Here is a 15806-nt window from a genome sequence, read left to right on the forward strand (position 1 = left end):
ATTGTTCCGAATGGAATAGGCGGAAGCTGGAAAAGGCGTCAGTGCAGCGGTGCGGGATCGTCGGTCCGCAGGATGCGTTCGAGTTCGAGAAGGATCACGAAGCGGCCGTTATGCCTGACGACGCCGGACAGGAGGCCGGCGGGCCAACGGGTGCTGTTTTCGGGCAGAGCCTCGATCTCGGAGGAAGCGATCGCCAGAACCTCGTGCACCGCGTCGGCCTTGATGCCGACGAGGAAATCGTCCTGGCCCGATCCCGCCTTCGAGACGATGACGCGCGAATGCTCGGTATCGGCCTTCGGCTCGAGACCGAGACGCCGCCGCATGTCGACGAGCGGCAGGATGTTGCCGCGCACGTTGACGAGGCCGGGCGCGAAGGCCGGGGCGTTCGGCACGAGCGTCACGGGCGGCGGGTCGAGAACCTCGTGAACGAGATCGACCTTCAGCGCGAAGAGATCGTCGTCGATGGAGATCGTGAGATAATCGCCGTCGGTCGAAGAAGCGTCGCTTGGGAGAGGGAGGGACGTCATGGCGCGGCTTCTCAGGCGGCGACCGGCAGAGCCGGCCGGGACGCGACGCCGGTCTGGCGTGCGAGCGGGTTGATGTCGAGGATCAGCGCGACCGAGCCGTCGCCGAGGATGGTCGCGCCGGCAAGCCCCGGAATGGCGCGATGGAGCGGCGACAACGGCTTGATCACCGTTTGGTGCTGGCCGATCACCTGATCCACCAGGGCGCCGACCTTGCCGTTCTCAGTCGCGGTCACCACGACGATGCTGCCTTGTCCGCCCGCCGTTCCGAAGATGCGGTCCATTTCCAGGATCGGCACCAGGGTGTTGCGGATGTCCACGAAGTTGCGGCCGGTGGAGGCGCGCGTCGCGATGGAGGCGAGTTCGACGCATTCCTCGATGCTGGCCAGCGGCAGGATGCATTTCGTGTCGCCGATCCGCACCAGAAGTCCGTCGATGATGGCGAGCGTCAGGGGAAGGCGAAGGGTGAACCGCGTGCCGCGACCCGGCTCCGTCGCGATCTCGATGGTGCCGTGCAGCTCGCCGATGGTGCGCCGGACGACATCCATTCCGACGCCGCGTCCCGACAGGTTGGAAACGGAAGCGGCCGTGGACAGGCCCGGATGGAAGATCAGTTCGTCCACCTCGCGATCGGACGGCGTCACGCCCTCGGCCACGATGCCGGCGGCCCGCGCTTTTTCCAGGATGCGCGCCCGGTTCAGCCCCGCGCCGTCGTCCTCGATGGTGATCAGGACCTCGGTGCCGGCCTGACGGGCCGACAGGCGCAAGGAACCGCGTTGCGACTTGCCGGAAGCGAGACGCTTGTCGGGGGCCTCGATGCCGTGGTCGATCGAGTTGCGGATGATGTGGACGAGGGGGTCGCCGAGGCGGTCGAGAACGGTCTTGTCGAGTTCGGTGTCCTCGCCCGTCAGAACGAGGTCGATCTCCTTGCCGAGATCGGAGGACAGGTCGCGCACGACGCGCCGGTAGCGGCTGAAGAGCGAGTCGATCGGCAACATGCGCATGTCCATCGCCGAATCGCGAAGGTCGGCCGCCAGGCGCTCGATCTCTTCCACCACGGCGGTGAGAACGGGATCGCGCCGGGCATGAGCGAGCGCCGACAGCCTCGCCTGTGCGATCACGAGCTCGCCGACCTGATCGAGAAGCGTATCGAGCCGGCCGGCCGACACGCGCACGCTCGACTCGGGCGTGGACGAGGCGCTCGAAGACGCTGCGGGCTGAGATTTGGTCTCGGGCTTGCCAACCGGTACGGCTTGGTCGGGCGTCGCGGCGGCAGGCGGAAGATCGGAGGCGTCTGCGTCCGAAGCGCCGTCCAGTTCCTCGATGAGGACGGCGCCCGGCTCGTCCACGAAGATGAAGACGTCCTCGATGGCCTCCCGTCCGCCGGCCGGCGTTAAGGTGATCCGCCAGCCGAGGCGCAGTTCGGTCGGCACCAGGGTCGCGAGATCGGGAACGGCGTCCGTCAGCGCCTCGACCTCAGCGGGCCCGAGCGCCCGCAGTTCGTCCAGAAGCGCGAGCGGATTGGTGCCGAACAAAAGGGCGTTGGCGGGAAGGCGGAGCGTGACGCGGAAAAGCCCGGCGGGTTTGGAGACGGGTGCGGCCAAAGCGTTCGTGCTGGAGGTCGGCTGGGCGACCGCCTGTCCGACTTCGCGGCCGAGAGCCTCCACCAGTTCGGCGCTTCTGGCCGCATGGTCGCCGCCCGGTTCGAACAGGAGACGGCGGATGTGATCGGCGGAGGCCAAAAGCAGGCCGACCAGCGCCGGCGTCAACGCCGTTTCGCCGCGCCGCACGGTCTCGAAGGCGTCTTCCAGCCGGTGGGCGAAGGCGGCCATGTCTGGCGGCCCGAACATGCCGCCCGAGCCCTTCAGGGTATGGAGCGCCCGGAAGGTCGTGTTGATCAGCTCGGCATCGTCCGGCCGCGCCTCGAGATCCAGAAGCGCCGCTTCCAGTTGTTCCAGAAGGTCGCGCGCTTCGTTCAGGAAGACTTCGACGGCGTTTCCGGCGTTCATTCTCAGGCCCCGATCAGCTTGTTGACCACGGACACGAGCCGGGTCTGGTCGAAGGGCTTGACGATCCAGCCCGTGGCGCCGGCCGCCTTGCCCGCCGCCTTCTTGGCCTCGTCCGATTCGGTGGTCAGCATGACGATCGGCACGCCCGCATGGCCGGGCATCTGACGGATGCGCTGGATCATGCCGATGCCATCGAGATTGGGCATGTTGAGATCGGTGATGATGAGGGAAAAGCGCGCCGACTGGAGCTTCGATAAGGCGTCCATCCCGTCCACGGCCGTTGTCGGCGCATAGCCCGCCGCTTCCAGCGTGAAGGACACCATCTGTCGAACGCTCGCCGAGTCATCGACGCAAAGAACGGGTTTGCCCATGGCGTTGGTCTGTTCCGTCTGTGGTGGAATCTAGATGCGGGGGTCGGCGAGCCAGGACGGCAGGCCGGATCTGGCGAAAAGGTCGTTGACGTAATCGCTCGATCGGAATCTGAGTGCGATGTTCCTGGCCGCGGCGGTTCTGGCTGCGGAGACCAGCACCTGAACGAGGCTCACATCGGCCTCCACGACCGGCGACAGATCGATGGTCAGTTCGTCGCCGGTACAATCCGCCAGAGTGCCGGAAAGGCGGTCGCGAAGGAGATCGGCTTGCCCAAGCGAGCAAGCCGGCTCCATGATGACAGAGTCGGACAAGGGAAGGACCCGAGATGATGTTCAGTGAATGCAGGGTGCCCTCGAGGCCTTAATGAATCATGTTCCAAGCTATGGTTCCGCCGGCTAATCGTTCGAATTATCTGGAAATTTCGCCGGAACGCTCGATCGGAGACTTCGGGCCACCCAAGGGAGCCTGTCCGACCTGACCGATGTCGTTCGCCGGCAGCCCGCGCGTCCCGCAAAGGTTGTAGCGCGAGCCAGCGTTGGCGATCGTTCGCAATCATCGAACTCTGCTTCGCCTGCCGATGGCATTGTGGCGATTCGGCCGCGAACCTACCCTTTCGTCCGAAATGGGTTCGGGACTCCTCGGCCCGTCGCGCGGCGTCTTTACCGACGCCTCGATCGCACGGGCCGTTGGATCGGCCGGCTGTTGCGTCCCCGTCGACGCCATGAAGGACATCGCATGAAGAAGATCGGTTTTCTGTCCTTTGGACATTGGTCGCCCTCGCAGGGTTCGCAAACGCGGTCGGCCGGCGACACCCTGCTTCAGTCCATCGACCTCGCCGTCGCGGCCGAGGAACTCGGCGCGGACGGCGCTTATTTCCGCGTCCATCATTTCGCCCGGCAGCTCGCTTCGCCCTTTCCGCTCCTGGCGGCGGTGGGCGCGCGAACGAGCCGGATCGAGATCGGCACCGGCGTCATCGACATGCGCTACGAAAACCCGCTCTACATGGCGGAAGATGCGGGCGCGGCCGACCTCATTTCCGGCGGGCGGCTTCAACTAGGGCTCAGCCGTGGCTCGCCCGAGCAGGTGGTGGATGGCTGGCGCTATTTCGGCTACGAGCCGGCCGAAGGCGAAAGCGATGCCGACATGGGCCGTCGGCACGCCGAAGTGCTGATGGGCGTCCTGGCGGGACGGGGTTTTGCCGAGCCCAATCCCCGTCCGATGTTTCCCAACCCGCCCGGCCTTTTACGCATCGAGCCCCATTCGGAAGGCTTGCGCGATCGCATCTGGTGGGGCTCGGCCTCCAACGCCACGGCGGTCTGGGCCGCCAAGCAGGGCATGAACCTGCAAAGCTCGACCTTGAAGGAGGACGAGTCCGGCGAGCCCTTCCACGTGCAGCAGGCCCGGCAGATCCGGCTTTATCGCGAGGCCTGGAAAGATGCGGGCCACACGCGCAGCCCTCGCGTTTCGGTGTCGCGCTCGATCTTCGCGCTCATGGACGACCAGGATCGCGCCTTCTTCGGGCGGGGCAAGGACAGCGATCAGATCGGCGTCATCGACAACATGCGCGCCGTGTTCGGCCGTTCCTACGCGGCCGAGCCCGACCGGCTCGTGGAGGAGTTGCGCGGCGACGAAGCCATCGCCGAAGCCGACACCTTGCTTCTGACCGTTCCGAACCAGCTCGGCGTCGCCTACAACGCCCATCTCATCGAAGCCATCCTGCGCCATGTGGCGCCGGCGCTCGGTTGGCGGTGAGGGAAGGCCTCCGAGAGATGAAGCGTTTCACGGCGTCGAACCCGGCGCCGTGTTCTTAGAGACAAGGGCAGACGGGTCCTTCAAAATGCAAAACCCTCCGATCCGCCTGGGAAGGGAGGGTTCTGTCGAATCACCGAAGCCGATGATGGCTTCGCGGGAAATTCCTAGCGACGGCCGCCGCGCTTGCGCGAGCCCATCAGCGCCGCCTGTTCGGCGATCATGCGGGCGATCGGGTCCTTGGCGAGCTGGGCCTGACGCTCTTCCTCGATCCGGCGCGCTTCTTCTTCTTCCAAGCGCTTGCGCTCGGCCTCGGCGGCGCGACGAGCCTCTTCTTCCTGCCGGATGCGCTCTGCTTCGAGGCGCTTGGCCTCCTCGCGGGCACGCTTAGCCTCGGCCCGTGCCTGACGCTCGGCGATTCGAGCCTGCACGGCCGGATCGTTCTCGTCGGGCTTGACCTTGAACTTTTCGAGCAACGCCTTCTTGGCGTCGAGCGCAGCCTTCTTGCGCTCGTTGAAATCGGTATCCTTGGGGGTCTTCAACGCGTGCCTTGATCGCTATGAGGTCAGCTAGTCGGTCTCGACGGTTACTTAGGTCTTGAGGGCGCGCGAAACAACGCACGACGCAACGGCCGAGGCGGTTTTTCGCTTATCGCCATCGGTTTCGAAAATCAACCCGGTTCGTTCGTCATCGTGAACGGATCGCTTTATGCGAAAAATCGGTGACATGCCGCGAACAAACCTGCTAAACACGACCCGTTAGGTAGAAATTAGAAGCGCGGATCGCTCCGTTCGAAGCATGATTTCCCAACGTTGCAGATACGCGCTCCGTTCCCTTCTTCTCCTCGCGCAGGAAAAGGGGCAGTCCCTGTCGGTGGGCGAGATCGCCCGGCGCCAGTCCATCCCGCGCAAATTCCTGGAACAGATCCTTCTCGACCTGAAGCGCGAAGGACTGGTCGCCAGCCGGCGCGGCAAGGCCGGCGGCTACGTGCTGGAGCGCCCTGCCGACACCATCACCTTCGGCGAGGTTCTGCGCCTGATGGATGGGCCGATCGCCCCGCTTCCCTGCCTCAGCCGCTCGGCTTATCAGCGCTGCGCCGATTGCCCGGACGAAGGGGGCTGCGAGATCCGGCGCGTGTTCGCCCGGGTCGCCAATTCCGCCCGCGACATCCTCGACCGCACCACTATCGCCGATGCGGGCGGCACGGAGGCGGCCTGGAAGACGCTGTCCGCCTTCGATGCGGATGCGGCCTGAGCCGGTCGCGCCGCATCCCCGCTTGACAAGCACGCCGATCGCCTGCGACTTAATCACTACTGGATTTGTCGATATTTGGGAGAAGCACATGACCGGAACGCTTCGTCGTCTCGCCGCCGCCGCCGCGCTGGCCGTTGCGCTTGTCGCGCCGGCCATGGCCGACCAGACGATCCTCAACGTGTCCTATGATCCGACGCGCGAACTCTACAAGGACTACAACGCCGCCTTCGCCAAGCATTGGGAAAAGGAAGGTGGGGAGGGCGTGTCCATCCGCCAGTCGCATGGCGGCTCGGGCGCGCAGGCCCGCTCCGTGATCGACGGTCTCGACGCCGACGTGGTGACGCTGGCGCTCCAGGCCGATATCGACGCCATCGTCCAGAAGACCGGCAAGATCGACGCCAACTGGCGCGGCAAGCTCGAAAACAATTCCGCTCCCTACACCTCGACCATCGTGTTCCTGGTCCGCAAGGGCAATCCGAAGGGCGTCAAGGACTGGGGCGATCTCGTCAAGGACGGCGTCGAGGTCATCACGCCGAACCCGAAGACGTCGGGCGGGGCGCGCTGGAACTATCTGGCCGCCTGGGCCTGGGCGAACAAGCAGTACGGCAACGACGAAGCCAAGACCAAGGCCTATGTCGCCGACCTCTTCGCCCATGTGCCGGTTCTGGATTCCGGCGCGCGCGGCTCCACCACCACCTTCGCGCAGCGCGGCATCGGCGACGTGCTTCTCGCCTGGGAGAACGAGGCCTTCCTGACGCTGGAGGAGCTCGGGTCCGACCAGTTCGACATCGTGGTGCCCTCGCTCTCCATCGTCGCCGAACCGCCGGTCGCCGTGGTCGACAAGAATGTCGATGCCAAGGGCACCCGCAAGGTGGCCGAGGCTTACCTTCAATATCTCTACTCGCCGGAAGGCCAGGCCATCGCGGCCAAGCACTTCTATCGCCCGTTCAAGCCGGAATCGGCGGCGCCCGAAGATATCGCCCGCTTCCCCAAACTCGAACTCGTTTCCATCGACGACGCGCAATTCGGTGGATGGGCGAAGGTCCAGCCGCAGCATTTCGGCGACGGCGGCATCTTCGATCAGCTATACAAGCCGAAGAACTGACCCTTTAGATAAGCTTCGGCACTCCATGCTCTCATCGATGAAGACCTGATGGCGAACCTTGCCGGGCGCGCCGTCTTTCGGCAGCCGAGCGTCATTCCGGGTTTCGGATTGGCGTTCGGCTTTACGCTGACCTATCTCGGCCTTCTCGTGCTGATCCCGCTCGCAGGGCTGCTCCTGCGCGCGTCCGGCATCGGGTGGTCTGAGTTTTGGGCGATCGCCTTCGACGCGCGCTTCGTGGCGGCCATGCGGCTGACCTTCGGCGCGTCGTTCGCGGCCGCGACGATCAACGTCGTGTTCGGCGTGCTGCTCGCCTGGGTGCTGGTGCGCTACCGCTTTCCCGGCCGCCGGCTGGTGGATGCCGCCATCGACCTGCCCTTCGCTCTGCCGACGGCGGTCGCCGGCCTGACGCTCGCCACCCTTTACGGACGCAACGGCTGGGTCGGCCAGTTTCTGGCGCCGCTGGGCTACCAGATCGCCTATACGCCGCTCGGCGTCGTGGTGGCGCTGACCTTCATCAGCCTGCCCTTCGTGGTGCGCACCGTGCAGCCGGTGGTCGAGGAGATCGACCGCGAATACGAGGAAGCCTCCGCGACGCTCGGCGCGAACCGGTTCCAGACGGTGACGCGCGTGATTCTGCCCTCGCTCCTGCCCCCGATCCTCACCGGCTACGCGCTCGCCTTCGCGCGCTCCATCGGCGAATACGGTTCGGTCATCTTCATCGCGGGCAACCAGCCCTATCGCTCCGAGATCGTGCCGCTCTTGATCGTGTTCCGCCTGGAAGAGTTCAACTACGCCGCCGCGACGGCCATCGCGACCCTAATGCTTCTCGTGTCCTTCGCCATGCTGCTCGTGGTCAATCTCGTTCAGGCTTGGAGCCGGCGGAGGTTCGGCGCATGACGGTCGAGCCGAGCTTCGACGCGGCGGGCAGCCCTGCGAAACGGCGGCCTCCGCGCCCGGTGACGACGGAAACGCCGTTCGTGCGTGGGCTTCTTCTCCTTGTCAGCCTCCTGTTCCTGGCGCTGTTTCTTGGGCTCCCCCTCGTTTCCGTTTTCTACGAAGCCTTCCTGAACGGCGTCGACGGCTATTGGGAAGCGATCACCGAGCCCGACACCGTGTCGGCGATCCACATGACGCTGATCGTCGCGGCGATCTCCGTGCCGTCCAACCTCGTGTTCGGCATCGCCGCCGCCTGGGCGATCGCCAAGTTCGAGTTCAAGGGCAAAAGCCTCCTCATCACCCTGATCGACCTGCCGTTCTCCGTGTCGCCGGTGATCGCGGGCCTGATCTACGTCCTTTTGTTCGGGGCGCAGGGTACTTTCGGCCCATGGCTTCAGGCGCACAACATCACCATCGTCTTCGCGCTGCCGGGCATCGCGCTGGCGACGATCTTCGTGACCTTTCCTTTTGTCGCGCGCGAGCTGATCCCGCTGATGCAGGAGCAGGGCACGGGCGACGAGGAAGCGGCCGTTTCGCTCGGCGCCAACGGCTGGCAGACCTTTTGGCGCGTCACCCTGCCGAACGTGAAATGGGGGCTCCTTTACGGCGTTCTGCTTTGCAACGCGCGGGCGATGGGAGAATTCGGCGCGGTGGCCGTGATTTCGGGCCGCATCCGCGGCGAAACCAACACCATGCCGCTTCAGGTCGAGATCCTGTCCAACGAATTCCCGGTCTCGGCGGCTTTCGCCGTGGCCTCGCTCCTGGCGCTCCTCGCCCTCGTGACGCTGAGCCTCAAGACCTTCCTCGAATGGCGCTATGCGGACGAGATGTCGTTGTCGCAGCCCGGACATTGACGAGCTGATCCGATGGACATTTCCGTTCGCAATATCCGCAAGGAATTCGACCGCTATCCGGCGCTGCACGATGTTTCGCTGGACATCCGTTCCGGCGAGTTGATCGCGCTGCTCGGGCCGTCGGGCTCGGGCAAGACGACGCTTCTGCGCCTCATCGCCGGGTTGGAGTTCCCGACGAGCGGCCAGATCTTCTTCGGCCCGGAAGACGCGTCGGCCAAAAGCGTGCAGGAGCGCAATGTCGGTTTCGTGTTCCAGCACTATGCGCTGTTCAAGCATATGACGATCGCCGACAATATCGGTTTCGGCCTGTCGGTCCGCCCGAAAGCGACGCGGCCGCCTGCGGCCGAAATCCGCCGCCGCGCGTCCGAGCTTCTGGAGCTCATCCAGCTTCCGGGGCTGGAGAAGCGCTTTCCCCGGCAACTTTCGGGCGGCCAGCGCCAGCGCGTCGCGCTCGCCCGGGCGCTCGCCATCGAGCCGCGCGTGCTGCTTCTGGACGAACCCTTCGGCGCGCTCGACGCCAAGGTGAGGAAGGACCTTCGCCGCTGGCTGCGCGAGCTTCACGACGAGACCGGCCACACCACCGTCTTCGTGACCCACGACCAGGAAGAAGCCCTGGAACTCGCCGACCGCGTCGTGGTGATGAGCCAGGGCCGCATCGAGCAGGTCGGGAGCGCCGACGACATCTACGACCGGCCGGCGACCCCCTTCGTCTTTTCCTTCATCGGCGAGTCTTCGGCCGTTCCCGTGACGGTTTCGGAGGGCAGGGTCCTTTTCGACGGCCGCCCGCTTGATATCGACGCCAGCGGCACGCCGAACGGCGAAGCGCGGTTGTTCGCGCGGCCCCACGATCTCCAGTTCGTGGAAAGCGCGGAAGGGGCGATTTCCGGCGAGGTCAGCGTGGTGCGTCGCGCCGGGCCGGTTCGCATGATCGAGATCGAGGCCGGCGCGGCGAAGACCCGCGTCGAGATCGAACTAGCCGCCGAGGATGCCGTGCATCTGTCGGGCACCGTGCATGTGCGGCCCAAGCGCTGGAAGCTCTTTCCCGCCGCCTGACGGCCTCGCGGGACCGCGGCCCACGTGCTATCGCGGCGGCAAAACTTCTCCGGGAGCGCCGCCATGACGACACGCAAGGTCATCTTCGACACCGATCCGGGCGTCGACGACGCCACCGCGCTCCTGTTCCTTCTGGCCGACCCGGCGGTGGAGCTTCTGGGGCTCACCACGGTCTGGGGCAATGCGACGGTTGAGACGACGACGCGCAACGCGCTTTTCCTGAAAGAGCGTTTCGGCTTCCACGCGCCCGTCGCCAAGGGCGCGGCCGGGTCCATCCGCGGCGGCTCGGTGGAAACCGATCCGGCCATTCACGGCCAGAACGGGCTCGGCGATATCGAACTGCCGGAACCCGGTGATGCCCGCATCGATCCGCGCCCCGCCCATCGCTTCATCATCGACACGGTTCGGGCGAATCCTGGCGAGGTGACGATCCTCGCAGTCGGGCCGATGACCAATCTGGCGCTCGCGCTACGCGAGGACGCAGGTTTCGCCAGCCTCGTGAAAGAGGTTGTGATCATGGGCGGGGCCTTCGGCTATAACGGCCATCTCGGCAACGTTTCGCCCTCCGCCGAGGCCAATATCTGGAACGATCCGGAAGCGGCCGACATGGTTTTCGCCGCCGATTGGCCGCTCGTCGCCATCGGGCTCGACGCGACCATGGAAACGCTCATGTCGAACGCCTACCTGGCCGATCTGCGCGATGCATCCGGCGCGGTCGGGCAGTTCGTCTGGGACATCACGCGGTCCTATGCCGGCTTCTATCATTCCGTCATGGGCGTCGACGGCATCTTCGCGCACGACTCGCTGGCCGCCGCTTATCTGACGGCGCCCGAACTCGTCTCGACCAGGGCAGGGGCCATTCGCGTGGTTCTGGACGATTTCGTGCGCGGCCTCACCGTGCAGCGCCCGGACACGCGCAAGCACGAGGTCGAGGGCTGGGAGAACCGCCGCTCGCACCTCATCGCGACGGGCGTCGATGCGACCGCCTTCCTCGCGCTCTATAAGCAGCGGATGGTGGAACTCTCCACCCGCTGACTTTCGCGCGCCTTAAAGACGCTGCGCGATCTGCGCGGCGAGACGCGGGATGCCTTCTTCCACCGCGCGCCTGTCCGCCAGCGTGAAGGACAGGCGGAGGGTGTTGGTGCCGGAGCCATCGGCGAAGAAGGCCGAGCCCGGCACGAAGGCGACGCGCGCGTCGCGCACCGCATCGGCGAGAAGGGCCGTCGTGTCGACGCCTTCGGGCAGCGTCAGCCAGGCGAACATGCCGCCTTCCGGCCGGCTCCAATGGATGCCGGCCGGCATCGTCGCCTCCAAGGCGCCGAGCAGCGCGTTCCGCCGGGCGCCATAGGCGGCGATCAGCTTCTCGATCTGCGCGTCGTAAGCTTGGCTCGCCACGCGGTGGATGACGATCTGGTTGATCGACGGGCTGTGGAGGTCGGAGGCCTGCTTGATGAGGACGAGCTTGTCCACGATCGCGCGCGGCGCGCAGATCCAGCCGACGCGAAGGCCCGGCGCCAGGATCTTGGAGAAGCTGCCGCAATAGATCGTGCGGGCATTCTCGATGCCCCCTGAGCGCTCGCAATCGAGCGCGAGGATCGGCGCGACGGGCTCGCCCTCGTAGCGCAGCGCCCGATAAGCGGCGTCCTCGATCACCACGGCGCCGAGTTCTTGCGCCAGATCCAGCGCCGACAGCCGCTGCTCCTTCGCCATGGTTTCGCCCGTCGGATTGGCGAAGTCGGGCACGAGATAGGCGAACTTCGCCTTGCCGCCGTTGGCCGCCGCCGCGTCCGCGAAGGCGGCGGGCGTCATGTTGCCCCCAGCGGGCGACAGACGGTCGTAGCGCGGCTCGTAGGCGTTGAAGGCCTGAAGCGCGCCGAGATAGGTCGGCCATGTCACCAGCGCCGTGTCGCCCGGCGACAGAAACAGCTTGCCGAGATAATCGAGCCCCTGCTGCGAGCCCGACGTGATGAAGATGTTGCCCTCGTCGCAGGACACGCCGAGCTTGCCCATCTCAGTCGCGAGCCAGCGGCGCAAGGGAAGGTAGCCCTCGCTCACCTGATATTGCAGGGCCGCCGAGGCCTCCTTGCCGCCAAGGACGTCGGCATAGGCCGCCTGGAACTCCTCGCGCGGAAAAAGGGCCGGGTCCGGGATGCCGCCCGCGAAGGAGATGATGTCGGGCTGGTCCAGAAGCTTCAGAAGCTCGCGGATTTCCGATGCGCGCATGCGGTCGGAACGGGTGGCGAAGAGTTCGGTCAGGGTCATGGAAATCCTCCGACCGGGTGGATGCCATGCCGGGCAAGATAGGTCAACAGTGCTGACCTAATTATCGGGCTTCGGCTGCGTGAGAGCAGGTCGGCATCGCCATCGATATTGCGTGCCGGCAACAAGCTTTCTATCAACGATTCTATCACGTTCCCGGCAGCGAGTCGTCATGGCGCTTTCCGATGCCGTTATCCTTTTCGTGGCGATCCTGGCGCTTGGGGCACTGGCGCAGCCGGTCGCCGCGTGGCTGCGTATCCCCTCCTCGGTGGTGCTGGCCTTCGCCGGCCTCGTGATCGGCTTCGCCAGCCATTATTCACTGGTTCATCCGGGCGCCGTGGTGCCGGTGGAATTTGCCAAGGCGATGACCTCGCTGCCCATCGGCTCCTCGCTTTTCCTGTATGTCTTCCTGCCGACGCTGATCTTCCAGAGCGCGCTGCAGGTGGACATCCACCGTGTGCGCGAGGATCTGCTGCCGATCCTGATCCTGGCGCTCGTCGCGGTGGTGGTCGCGACCTTTGGCGTCGCCTATGCGCTGACGCCCTTCACCGGCCTGCCGCTCCTCGCCTGCCTGATCCTCGCTTCGCTCGTCGCCACCACCGATCCGGTGGCCGTGATCGGCATCTTCAAGGATGTCGGCGCGCCCGAGCGCCTGACGCGCCTCGTGGAAGGGGAAAGCCTTTTCAACGATGCGGCGGCGATCTCGCTGTTCCTGATCTTCACCGGCGCGCTGGTCGCCCCGGACGGCTTTCGCATGTCGCAGGCGCTGTTGTCCCTGGCTGTGATGCCGCTCGGGGGCGCGGCGGTCGGTTTCCTTCTCGCCTGGACGCTCCTGTTCCTTCTGCGCTTCGTGCCGAACGACCGGCTCGCCGCCGTGTCCTTATCTTTGATGGTGCCGTTCATCTCCTTCTGGGCGGCCGAGCACGAATTCCACGTGTCGGGCATCATCGCCCTCGTGGTGGCAGGCGTCACGCTTGCCTCGCTCGCGCCCGGCCGCATGACGCCGGAAATCTGGCGCTACCTGCAGGATATCTGGGAGCAGCTCGCCGCGTGGTCGGCGGTCTTGATCTTCTTCATGACGGCGCTTCTGGTGCCGAAACTCGTCGCGGGGGCGCAATGGGCAGATTTCGGCCTGCTCGCCATTCTATTCGTCGCGGCGCTTGGCGCCCGCGCGGTGATCCTCTACGGCCTGTTTCCGCTTTTATCGCGCCTCGATCTGACGCCGCCGCTCACCGCGCCCTTCCGCTTCGTGACGCTGTGGGGCGGGCTTCGCGGTTCCATGACCCTGGCGCTGGCGTTGGCCGTGACGGAAAACCCGGCGATCCCCGGCAATGTCGCCGCCTTTGTCGCGACGCTCGCCACCGGCTATACGCTGCTGACGCTTTTCGTGCAGGGCACGACGCTGCGCTGGGTCATCCAGCGCCTCGGCCTCACCGAACTTACCGGCATCGACCGGGCGGTCCGCGACTTCGCGCTGGATGCCACGGCGATGCGCGTTTCGGCGCTGAAGACGGAACTCGTCGCGCATCTGGCCGAAAAAAGCGGCGAGCGCCCTGAGACCTCCTCGCTTCCCGTGTCGGAGGAAAAAAGGGAGCGCGAAACCGAAGGGCTCGGAGCCTCCGAGCGCCTGACCCTGGCGTTGATCTCCGTGACGGCGCATGAGCGCGACCTCATCCTGTCGCATTTCGCGCGCGGCACGGTATCCCCGGCGATCGCCCGCTGGCTTGTGTCCGACGGCAGGCGGCGTCTCGACGCGGTTCGCGCGTCGGGGGCGGAAGGCTATCGCGAGATGACCGCCGACGAGGTCGAGTTCATCTGGCTCGACAGCGTCGCGGTCTCGCTCCAGCGGCGCTTCGGCCTCAGCCGTCCGCTCGCCCGCCGCTTGTCCGCGCGTTTCCAGAAGCTGATGGACACCACGCTGATCCTCAACGATCTCCTGGAATTCTGCCGCACCGGCCTCCAGCCGATCTTGGGCGCGGAAGCGGCCGAGGCGGCGGGCGACCTCATCACTGAGCGCCAAACGCGGATAGACCGCGAGATCGCCGCCGTCCGGCTGCAATATCCCAAATACGTGCGCGAGCTGGAGCGATGGATCGTGGAGCGCTCGCTTCACGCCTTCGAGATCGCCGAGGTCAGCGAGATGCGCGCCACCGGCCTCATCAACCAGGAGGTCGAGCGCGACGCGCTGAAAGGGCTGAACCGCCGGGGCGGATGGTCCATGCGCAGCCCCGATCTCGATCTTCGGATCGATCCGAGAAAGCTCATCGACCAGTGCTCGCTCTTCGATCCGCTCGGCAAAAAGGACAAGGACGGTCTCGCCAGATTGCTGCGCCCGAGTTTCGAGGTGCCGGGCTTCCCGATCATTCATCGCGGCGACCGGGGGACGGAGGCCTATTTCATCTCGTCCGGTGCCGTCGAAATCGACACGGGGCGCGGCGTCCATCGGCTGGGGCGCGGCGAGTTCTTCGGCGAACTGGCGCTTCTCTTCGACGTCCGGCGGCAGGCGACGGTGCGCGCCATCGCCTATTCCACGATGCTGCGCCTTTCCAAGGCCGACTTCGACCGCTTCCTCGCCGCCCATCCCGACCTTCGCCACAGCATCGAGGCGATCGGGCGAAGCCGGCTGGACGAGAACGCCCGGTCCGAAACGGTCGCCGCCGAATAGTTGGCGTCAGCCCTTGCAGGGGAGGGAAGGGCGCCACATATTGCTTTCAACGCATCCCGGCCTGCAAAGGCCGCGCGGGTGCGACAGTCCCCGATCCAGTCCGACCACGGATGTACTGGCGAGACGAAAGTCGGGGACGACAAGGAAGCCGCCGGATCAGCATTCGGCGGCTTTTGCGTTTCTAGAGTTTCAATTGAGGCCGAGCTTGCCGCGTAGCGTCGAGAGGTCTTCGGCCAGCGTGTTGACGTTGGCGGCCAGCACCCGGCGGTCGCCGTCCGTCAGCTTCTCGTAGGACTGGAAGCCTTCGCCGGCGCGGTACTTGGCGAGCGTCTCGTCCACCGTCTTGAAGCTCGTATCGACCTTCGTCACGAACGCCGCATCGTTCTTTTCGATCAACGGGCGCACGAGATCGAAGATCTTCTTCGAGCCGTCGAAATTGGCCTTGAAGTCCCAGAGATCGGTGCGGCTGTAGCGGTCTTCCTCGCCGGAAATCTTGGTGGCTGCGACTTCCTCCATCAACGCCGCCGCGCCGCCGACCACCTTCTCGGGCGGCAAGGCCAGTTCGCCGATGCGCTTTTCCAGATCCGACACGTCGGCCATCAGCTTGTCGGCGACGGGCGCGAGGCCGTCCGTCGTGCCTTCGGCGAAAAGCCCGTGCTCGATCTTGTGGAAGCCGATGAAGCCGGGGTCCTTCTCGGCCTGCTCGTGGTCGTCGGCGCGCGAATCGATGGAGGCGTCGAGATCGCTGAAGAGTTCGGCGATCGGCTCCACCGCCTCGTAGCTCATGCGCGTCGGGGCGAAGAGCGCCTTGGCCTTCTCCACGTCGCCCGCCTTCACGGCGTCGGTGAAGGCCTTGGTGTCCGCCGTGAGCTGCTGGAGCTTCTCGGAGACGTAGATCTTGTACTCGGCCACCGGCTGGACGATGTCGAGCGGCAAGACATTGGCCGAGGCGAGGCCCGTGGTGGCGAGGAGGACGGCGAGGCCGAGGCTTCGCGCGGAAAACGAGGTCATGGGCGGATACTCCTT

General features: G+C 65.7%; 15 protein-coding genes. 8 read left to right on the top strand and 7 right to left on the bottom strand.

The genetic code is table 11. The features are described 5' to 3' along the window. Positions 1 to 38 precede the first annotated feature (38 nt). The 4 genes from F9929_RS01740 to F9929_RS01755 are packed head-to-tail and all read right to left on the bottom strand — an operon-like array spanning position 39 to position 3216. Positions 39 to 527 carry a chemotaxis protein CheW gene (locus F9929_RS01740; protein ID WP_152044796.1) on the bottom strand — a complete coding sequence of 163 codons (489 nt, stop codon included), beginning with the start codon at positions 525 to 527 and terminating at the stop codon, positions 39 to 41. Positions 528 to 538: 11 nt separating this feature from the next. After that, on the bottom strand, positions 539 to 2533 hold the full coding sequence (locus tag F9929_RS01745) for a chemotaxis protein CheA (RefSeq protein WP_152044797.1): 1995 nt from the start codon (positions 2531 to 2533) through the stop codon (positions 539 to 541). Between the two features lie 2 nt (positions 2534 to 2535). Further along, on the bottom strand, positions 2536 to 2904 hold the full coding sequence (locus tag F9929_RS01750; protein ID WP_152044798.1) for a response regulator: 369 nt from the start codon (positions 2902 to 2904) through the stop codon (positions 2536 to 2538). 30 nt (positions 2905 to 2934) lie between these two features. Beyond that, positions 2935 to 3216, bottom strand: coding sequence for an STAS domain-containing protein (locus F9929_RS01755; RefSeq protein WP_152044799.1), 282 nt, complete (start codon positions 3214 to 3216; stop codon positions 2935 to 2937). Positions 3217 to 3640: 424 nt separating this feature from the next. On the opposite strand from F9929_RS01755, the gene F9929_RS01760 reads away from it, so the two are divergent. Next, complete coding sequence (locus F9929_RS01760) at positions 3641 to 4657, top strand: LLM class flavin-dependent oxidoreductase (RefSeq protein ID WP_152044800.1); 1017 nt, start codon at positions 3641 to 3643, stop codon at positions 4655 to 4657. 164 nt (positions 4658 to 4821) lie between these two features. On the opposite strand, the gene F9929_RS01765 is transcribed toward F9929_RS01760, so the two are convergent. Continuing rightward, positions 4822 to 5196: a DUF6481 family protein gene (locus tag F9929_RS01765; protein ID WP_152044801.1), complete on the bottom strand. Its 375-nt coding sequence runs from the start codon at positions 5194 to 5196 to the stop codon at positions 4822 to 4824. 256 nt (positions 5197 to 5452) lie between these two features. Here F9929_RS01765 and F9929_RS01770 point away from each other — a divergent pair, with 256 nt between their 5' ends. From F9929_RS01770 to F9929_RS01795, 6 genes are all read left to right on the top strand, one after another. Continuing rightward, the gene (locus F9929_RS01770; protein WP_152044802.1) at positions 5453 to 5908 is read left to right on the top strand and encodes an RrF2 family transcriptional regulator; all 456 of its coding nucleotides are present in this window, start codon (positions 5453 to 5455) and stop codon (positions 5906 to 5908) included. An 88-nt stretch (positions 5909 to 5996) separates the two neighbouring features. Continuing rightward, positions 5997 to 7013 carry a sulfate ABC transporter substrate-binding protein gene (locus F9929_RS01775; protein ID WP_152044803.1) on the top strand — a complete coding sequence of 339 codons (1017 nt, stop codon included), beginning with the start codon at positions 5997 to 5999 and terminating at the stop codon, positions 7011 to 7013. Positions 7014 to 7061: 48 nt separating this feature from the next. Continuing rightward, positions 7062 to 7910, top strand: a complete 849-nt coding sequence (cysT, locus tag F9929_RS01780) for a sulfate ABC transporter permease subunit CysT (protein WP_152044804.1) — start codon at positions 7062 to 7064, stop codon at positions 7908 to 7910. Further along, positions 7907 to 8803, top strand: coding sequence for a sulfate ABC transporter permease subunit CysW (gene cysW, locus F9929_RS01785; RefSeq protein ID WP_152044805.1), 897 nt, complete (start codon positions 7907 to 7909; stop codon positions 8801 to 8803). The genes cysT and cysW overlap by 4 nt, the downstream gene beginning before the upstream one ends. 12 nt (positions 8804 to 8815) lie before the next feature. Then, positions 8816 to 9856 carry a sulfate/molybdate ABC transporter ATP-binding protein gene (locus F9929_RS01790; RefSeq protein ID WP_152044806.1) on the top strand — a complete coding sequence of 347 codons (1041 nt, stop codon included), beginning with the start codon at positions 8816 to 8818 and terminating at the stop codon, positions 9854 to 9856. 63 nt (positions 9857 to 9919) lie between these two features. Further along, a complete protein-coding gene (locus F9929_RS01795) occupies positions 9920 to 10891 on the top strand; it encodes a nucleoside hydrolase (protein WP_152044807.1) in 972 nt (323 codons plus the stop codon). Positions 10892 to 10903: 12 nt separating this feature from the next. On the opposite strand, the gene F9929_RS01800 is transcribed toward F9929_RS01795, so the two are convergent. After that, the gene (locus F9929_RS01800; protein WP_152044808.1) at positions 10904 to 12118 is read right to left on the bottom strand and encodes an aminotransferase-like domain-containing protein; all 1215 of its coding nucleotides are present in this window, start codon (positions 12116 to 12118) and stop codon (positions 10904 to 10906) included. 169 nt (positions 12119 to 12287) lie between these two features. On the opposite strand from F9929_RS01800, the gene F9929_RS01805 reads away from it, so the two are divergent. Further along, the gene (locus F9929_RS01805; RefSeq protein WP_152044809.1) at positions 12288 to 14780 is read left to right on the top strand and encodes a cation:proton antiporter; all 2493 of its coding nucleotides are present in this window, start codon (positions 12288 to 12290) and stop codon (positions 14778 to 14780) included. A 189-nt stretch (positions 14781 to 14969) separates the two neighbouring features. On the opposite strand, the gene efeO is transcribed toward F9929_RS01805, so the two are convergent. Continuing rightward, positions 14970 to 15791 carry an iron uptake system protein EfeO gene (gene efeO / locus F9929_RS01810; protein ID WP_152044810.1) on the bottom strand — a complete coding sequence of 274 codons (822 nt, stop codon included), beginning with the start codon at positions 15789 to 15791 and terminating at the stop codon, positions 14970 to 14972. Positions 15792 to 15806: the final 15 nt, after the last annotated feature.

Source organism: Aureimonas psammosilenae (genome assembly GCF_009176975.1).
Lineage (GTDB): Bacteria > Pseudomonadota > Alphaproteobacteria > Rhizobiales > Rhizobiaceae > Plantimonas > Plantimonas psammosilenae.

Bases quoted from the DNA above. Each gene is read 5' to 3' on its own strand.
- F9929_RS01740 (WP_152044796.1), bottom strand. From the start codon at position 527: ATGACGTCCCTCCCTCTCCCAAGCGACGCTTCTTCGACCGACGGCGAT.
- F9929_RS01745 (WP_152044797.1), bottom strand. From the start codon at position 2,533: ATGAACGCCGGAAACGCCGTCGAAGTCTTCCTGAACGAAGCGCGCGAC.
- F9929_RS01750 (WP_152044798.1), bottom strand. From the start codon at position 2,904: ATGGGCAAACCCGTTCTTTGCGTCGATGACTCGGCGAGCGTTCGACAG.
- F9929_RS01760 (WP_152044800.1), top strand. From the start codon at position 3,641: ATGAAGAAGATCGGTTTTCTGTCCTTTGGACATTGGTCGCCCTCGCAG.
- F9929_RS01770 (WP_152044802.1), top strand. From the start codon at position 5,453: ATGATTTCCCAACGTTGCAGATACGCGCTCCGTTCCCTTCTTCTCCTC.
- F9929_RS01775 (WP_152044803.1), top strand. From the start codon at position 5,997: ATGACCGGAACGCTTCGTCGTCTCGCCGCCGCCGCCGCGCTGGCCGTT.
- cysT (WP_152044804.1), top strand. From the start codon at position 7,062: ATGGCGAACCTTGCCGGGCGCGCCGTCTTTCGGCAGCCGAGCGTCATT.
- cysW (WP_152044805.1), top strand. From the start codon at position 7,907: ATGACGGTCGAGCCGAGCTTCGACGCGGCGGGCAGCCCTGCGAAACGG.
- F9929_RS01790 (WP_152044806.1), top strand. From the start codon at position 8,816: ATGGACATTTCCGTTCGCAATATCCGCAAGGAATTCGACCGCTATCCG.
- F9929_RS01795 (WP_152044807.1), top strand. From the start codon at position 9,920: ATGACGACACGCAAGGTCATCTTCGACACCGATCCGGGCGTCGACGAC.
- F9929_RS01800 (WP_152044808.1), bottom strand. From the start codon at position 12,118: ATGACCCTGACCGAACTCTTCGCCACCCGTTCCGACCGCATGCGCGCA.
- F9929_RS01805 (WP_152044809.1), top strand. From the start codon at position 12,288: ATGGCGCTTTCCGATGCCGTTATCCTTTTCGTGGCGATCCTGGCGCTT.
- efeO (WP_152044810.1), bottom strand. From the start codon at position 15,791: ATGACCTCGTTTTCCGCGCGAAGCCTCGGCCTCGCCGTCCTCCTCGCC.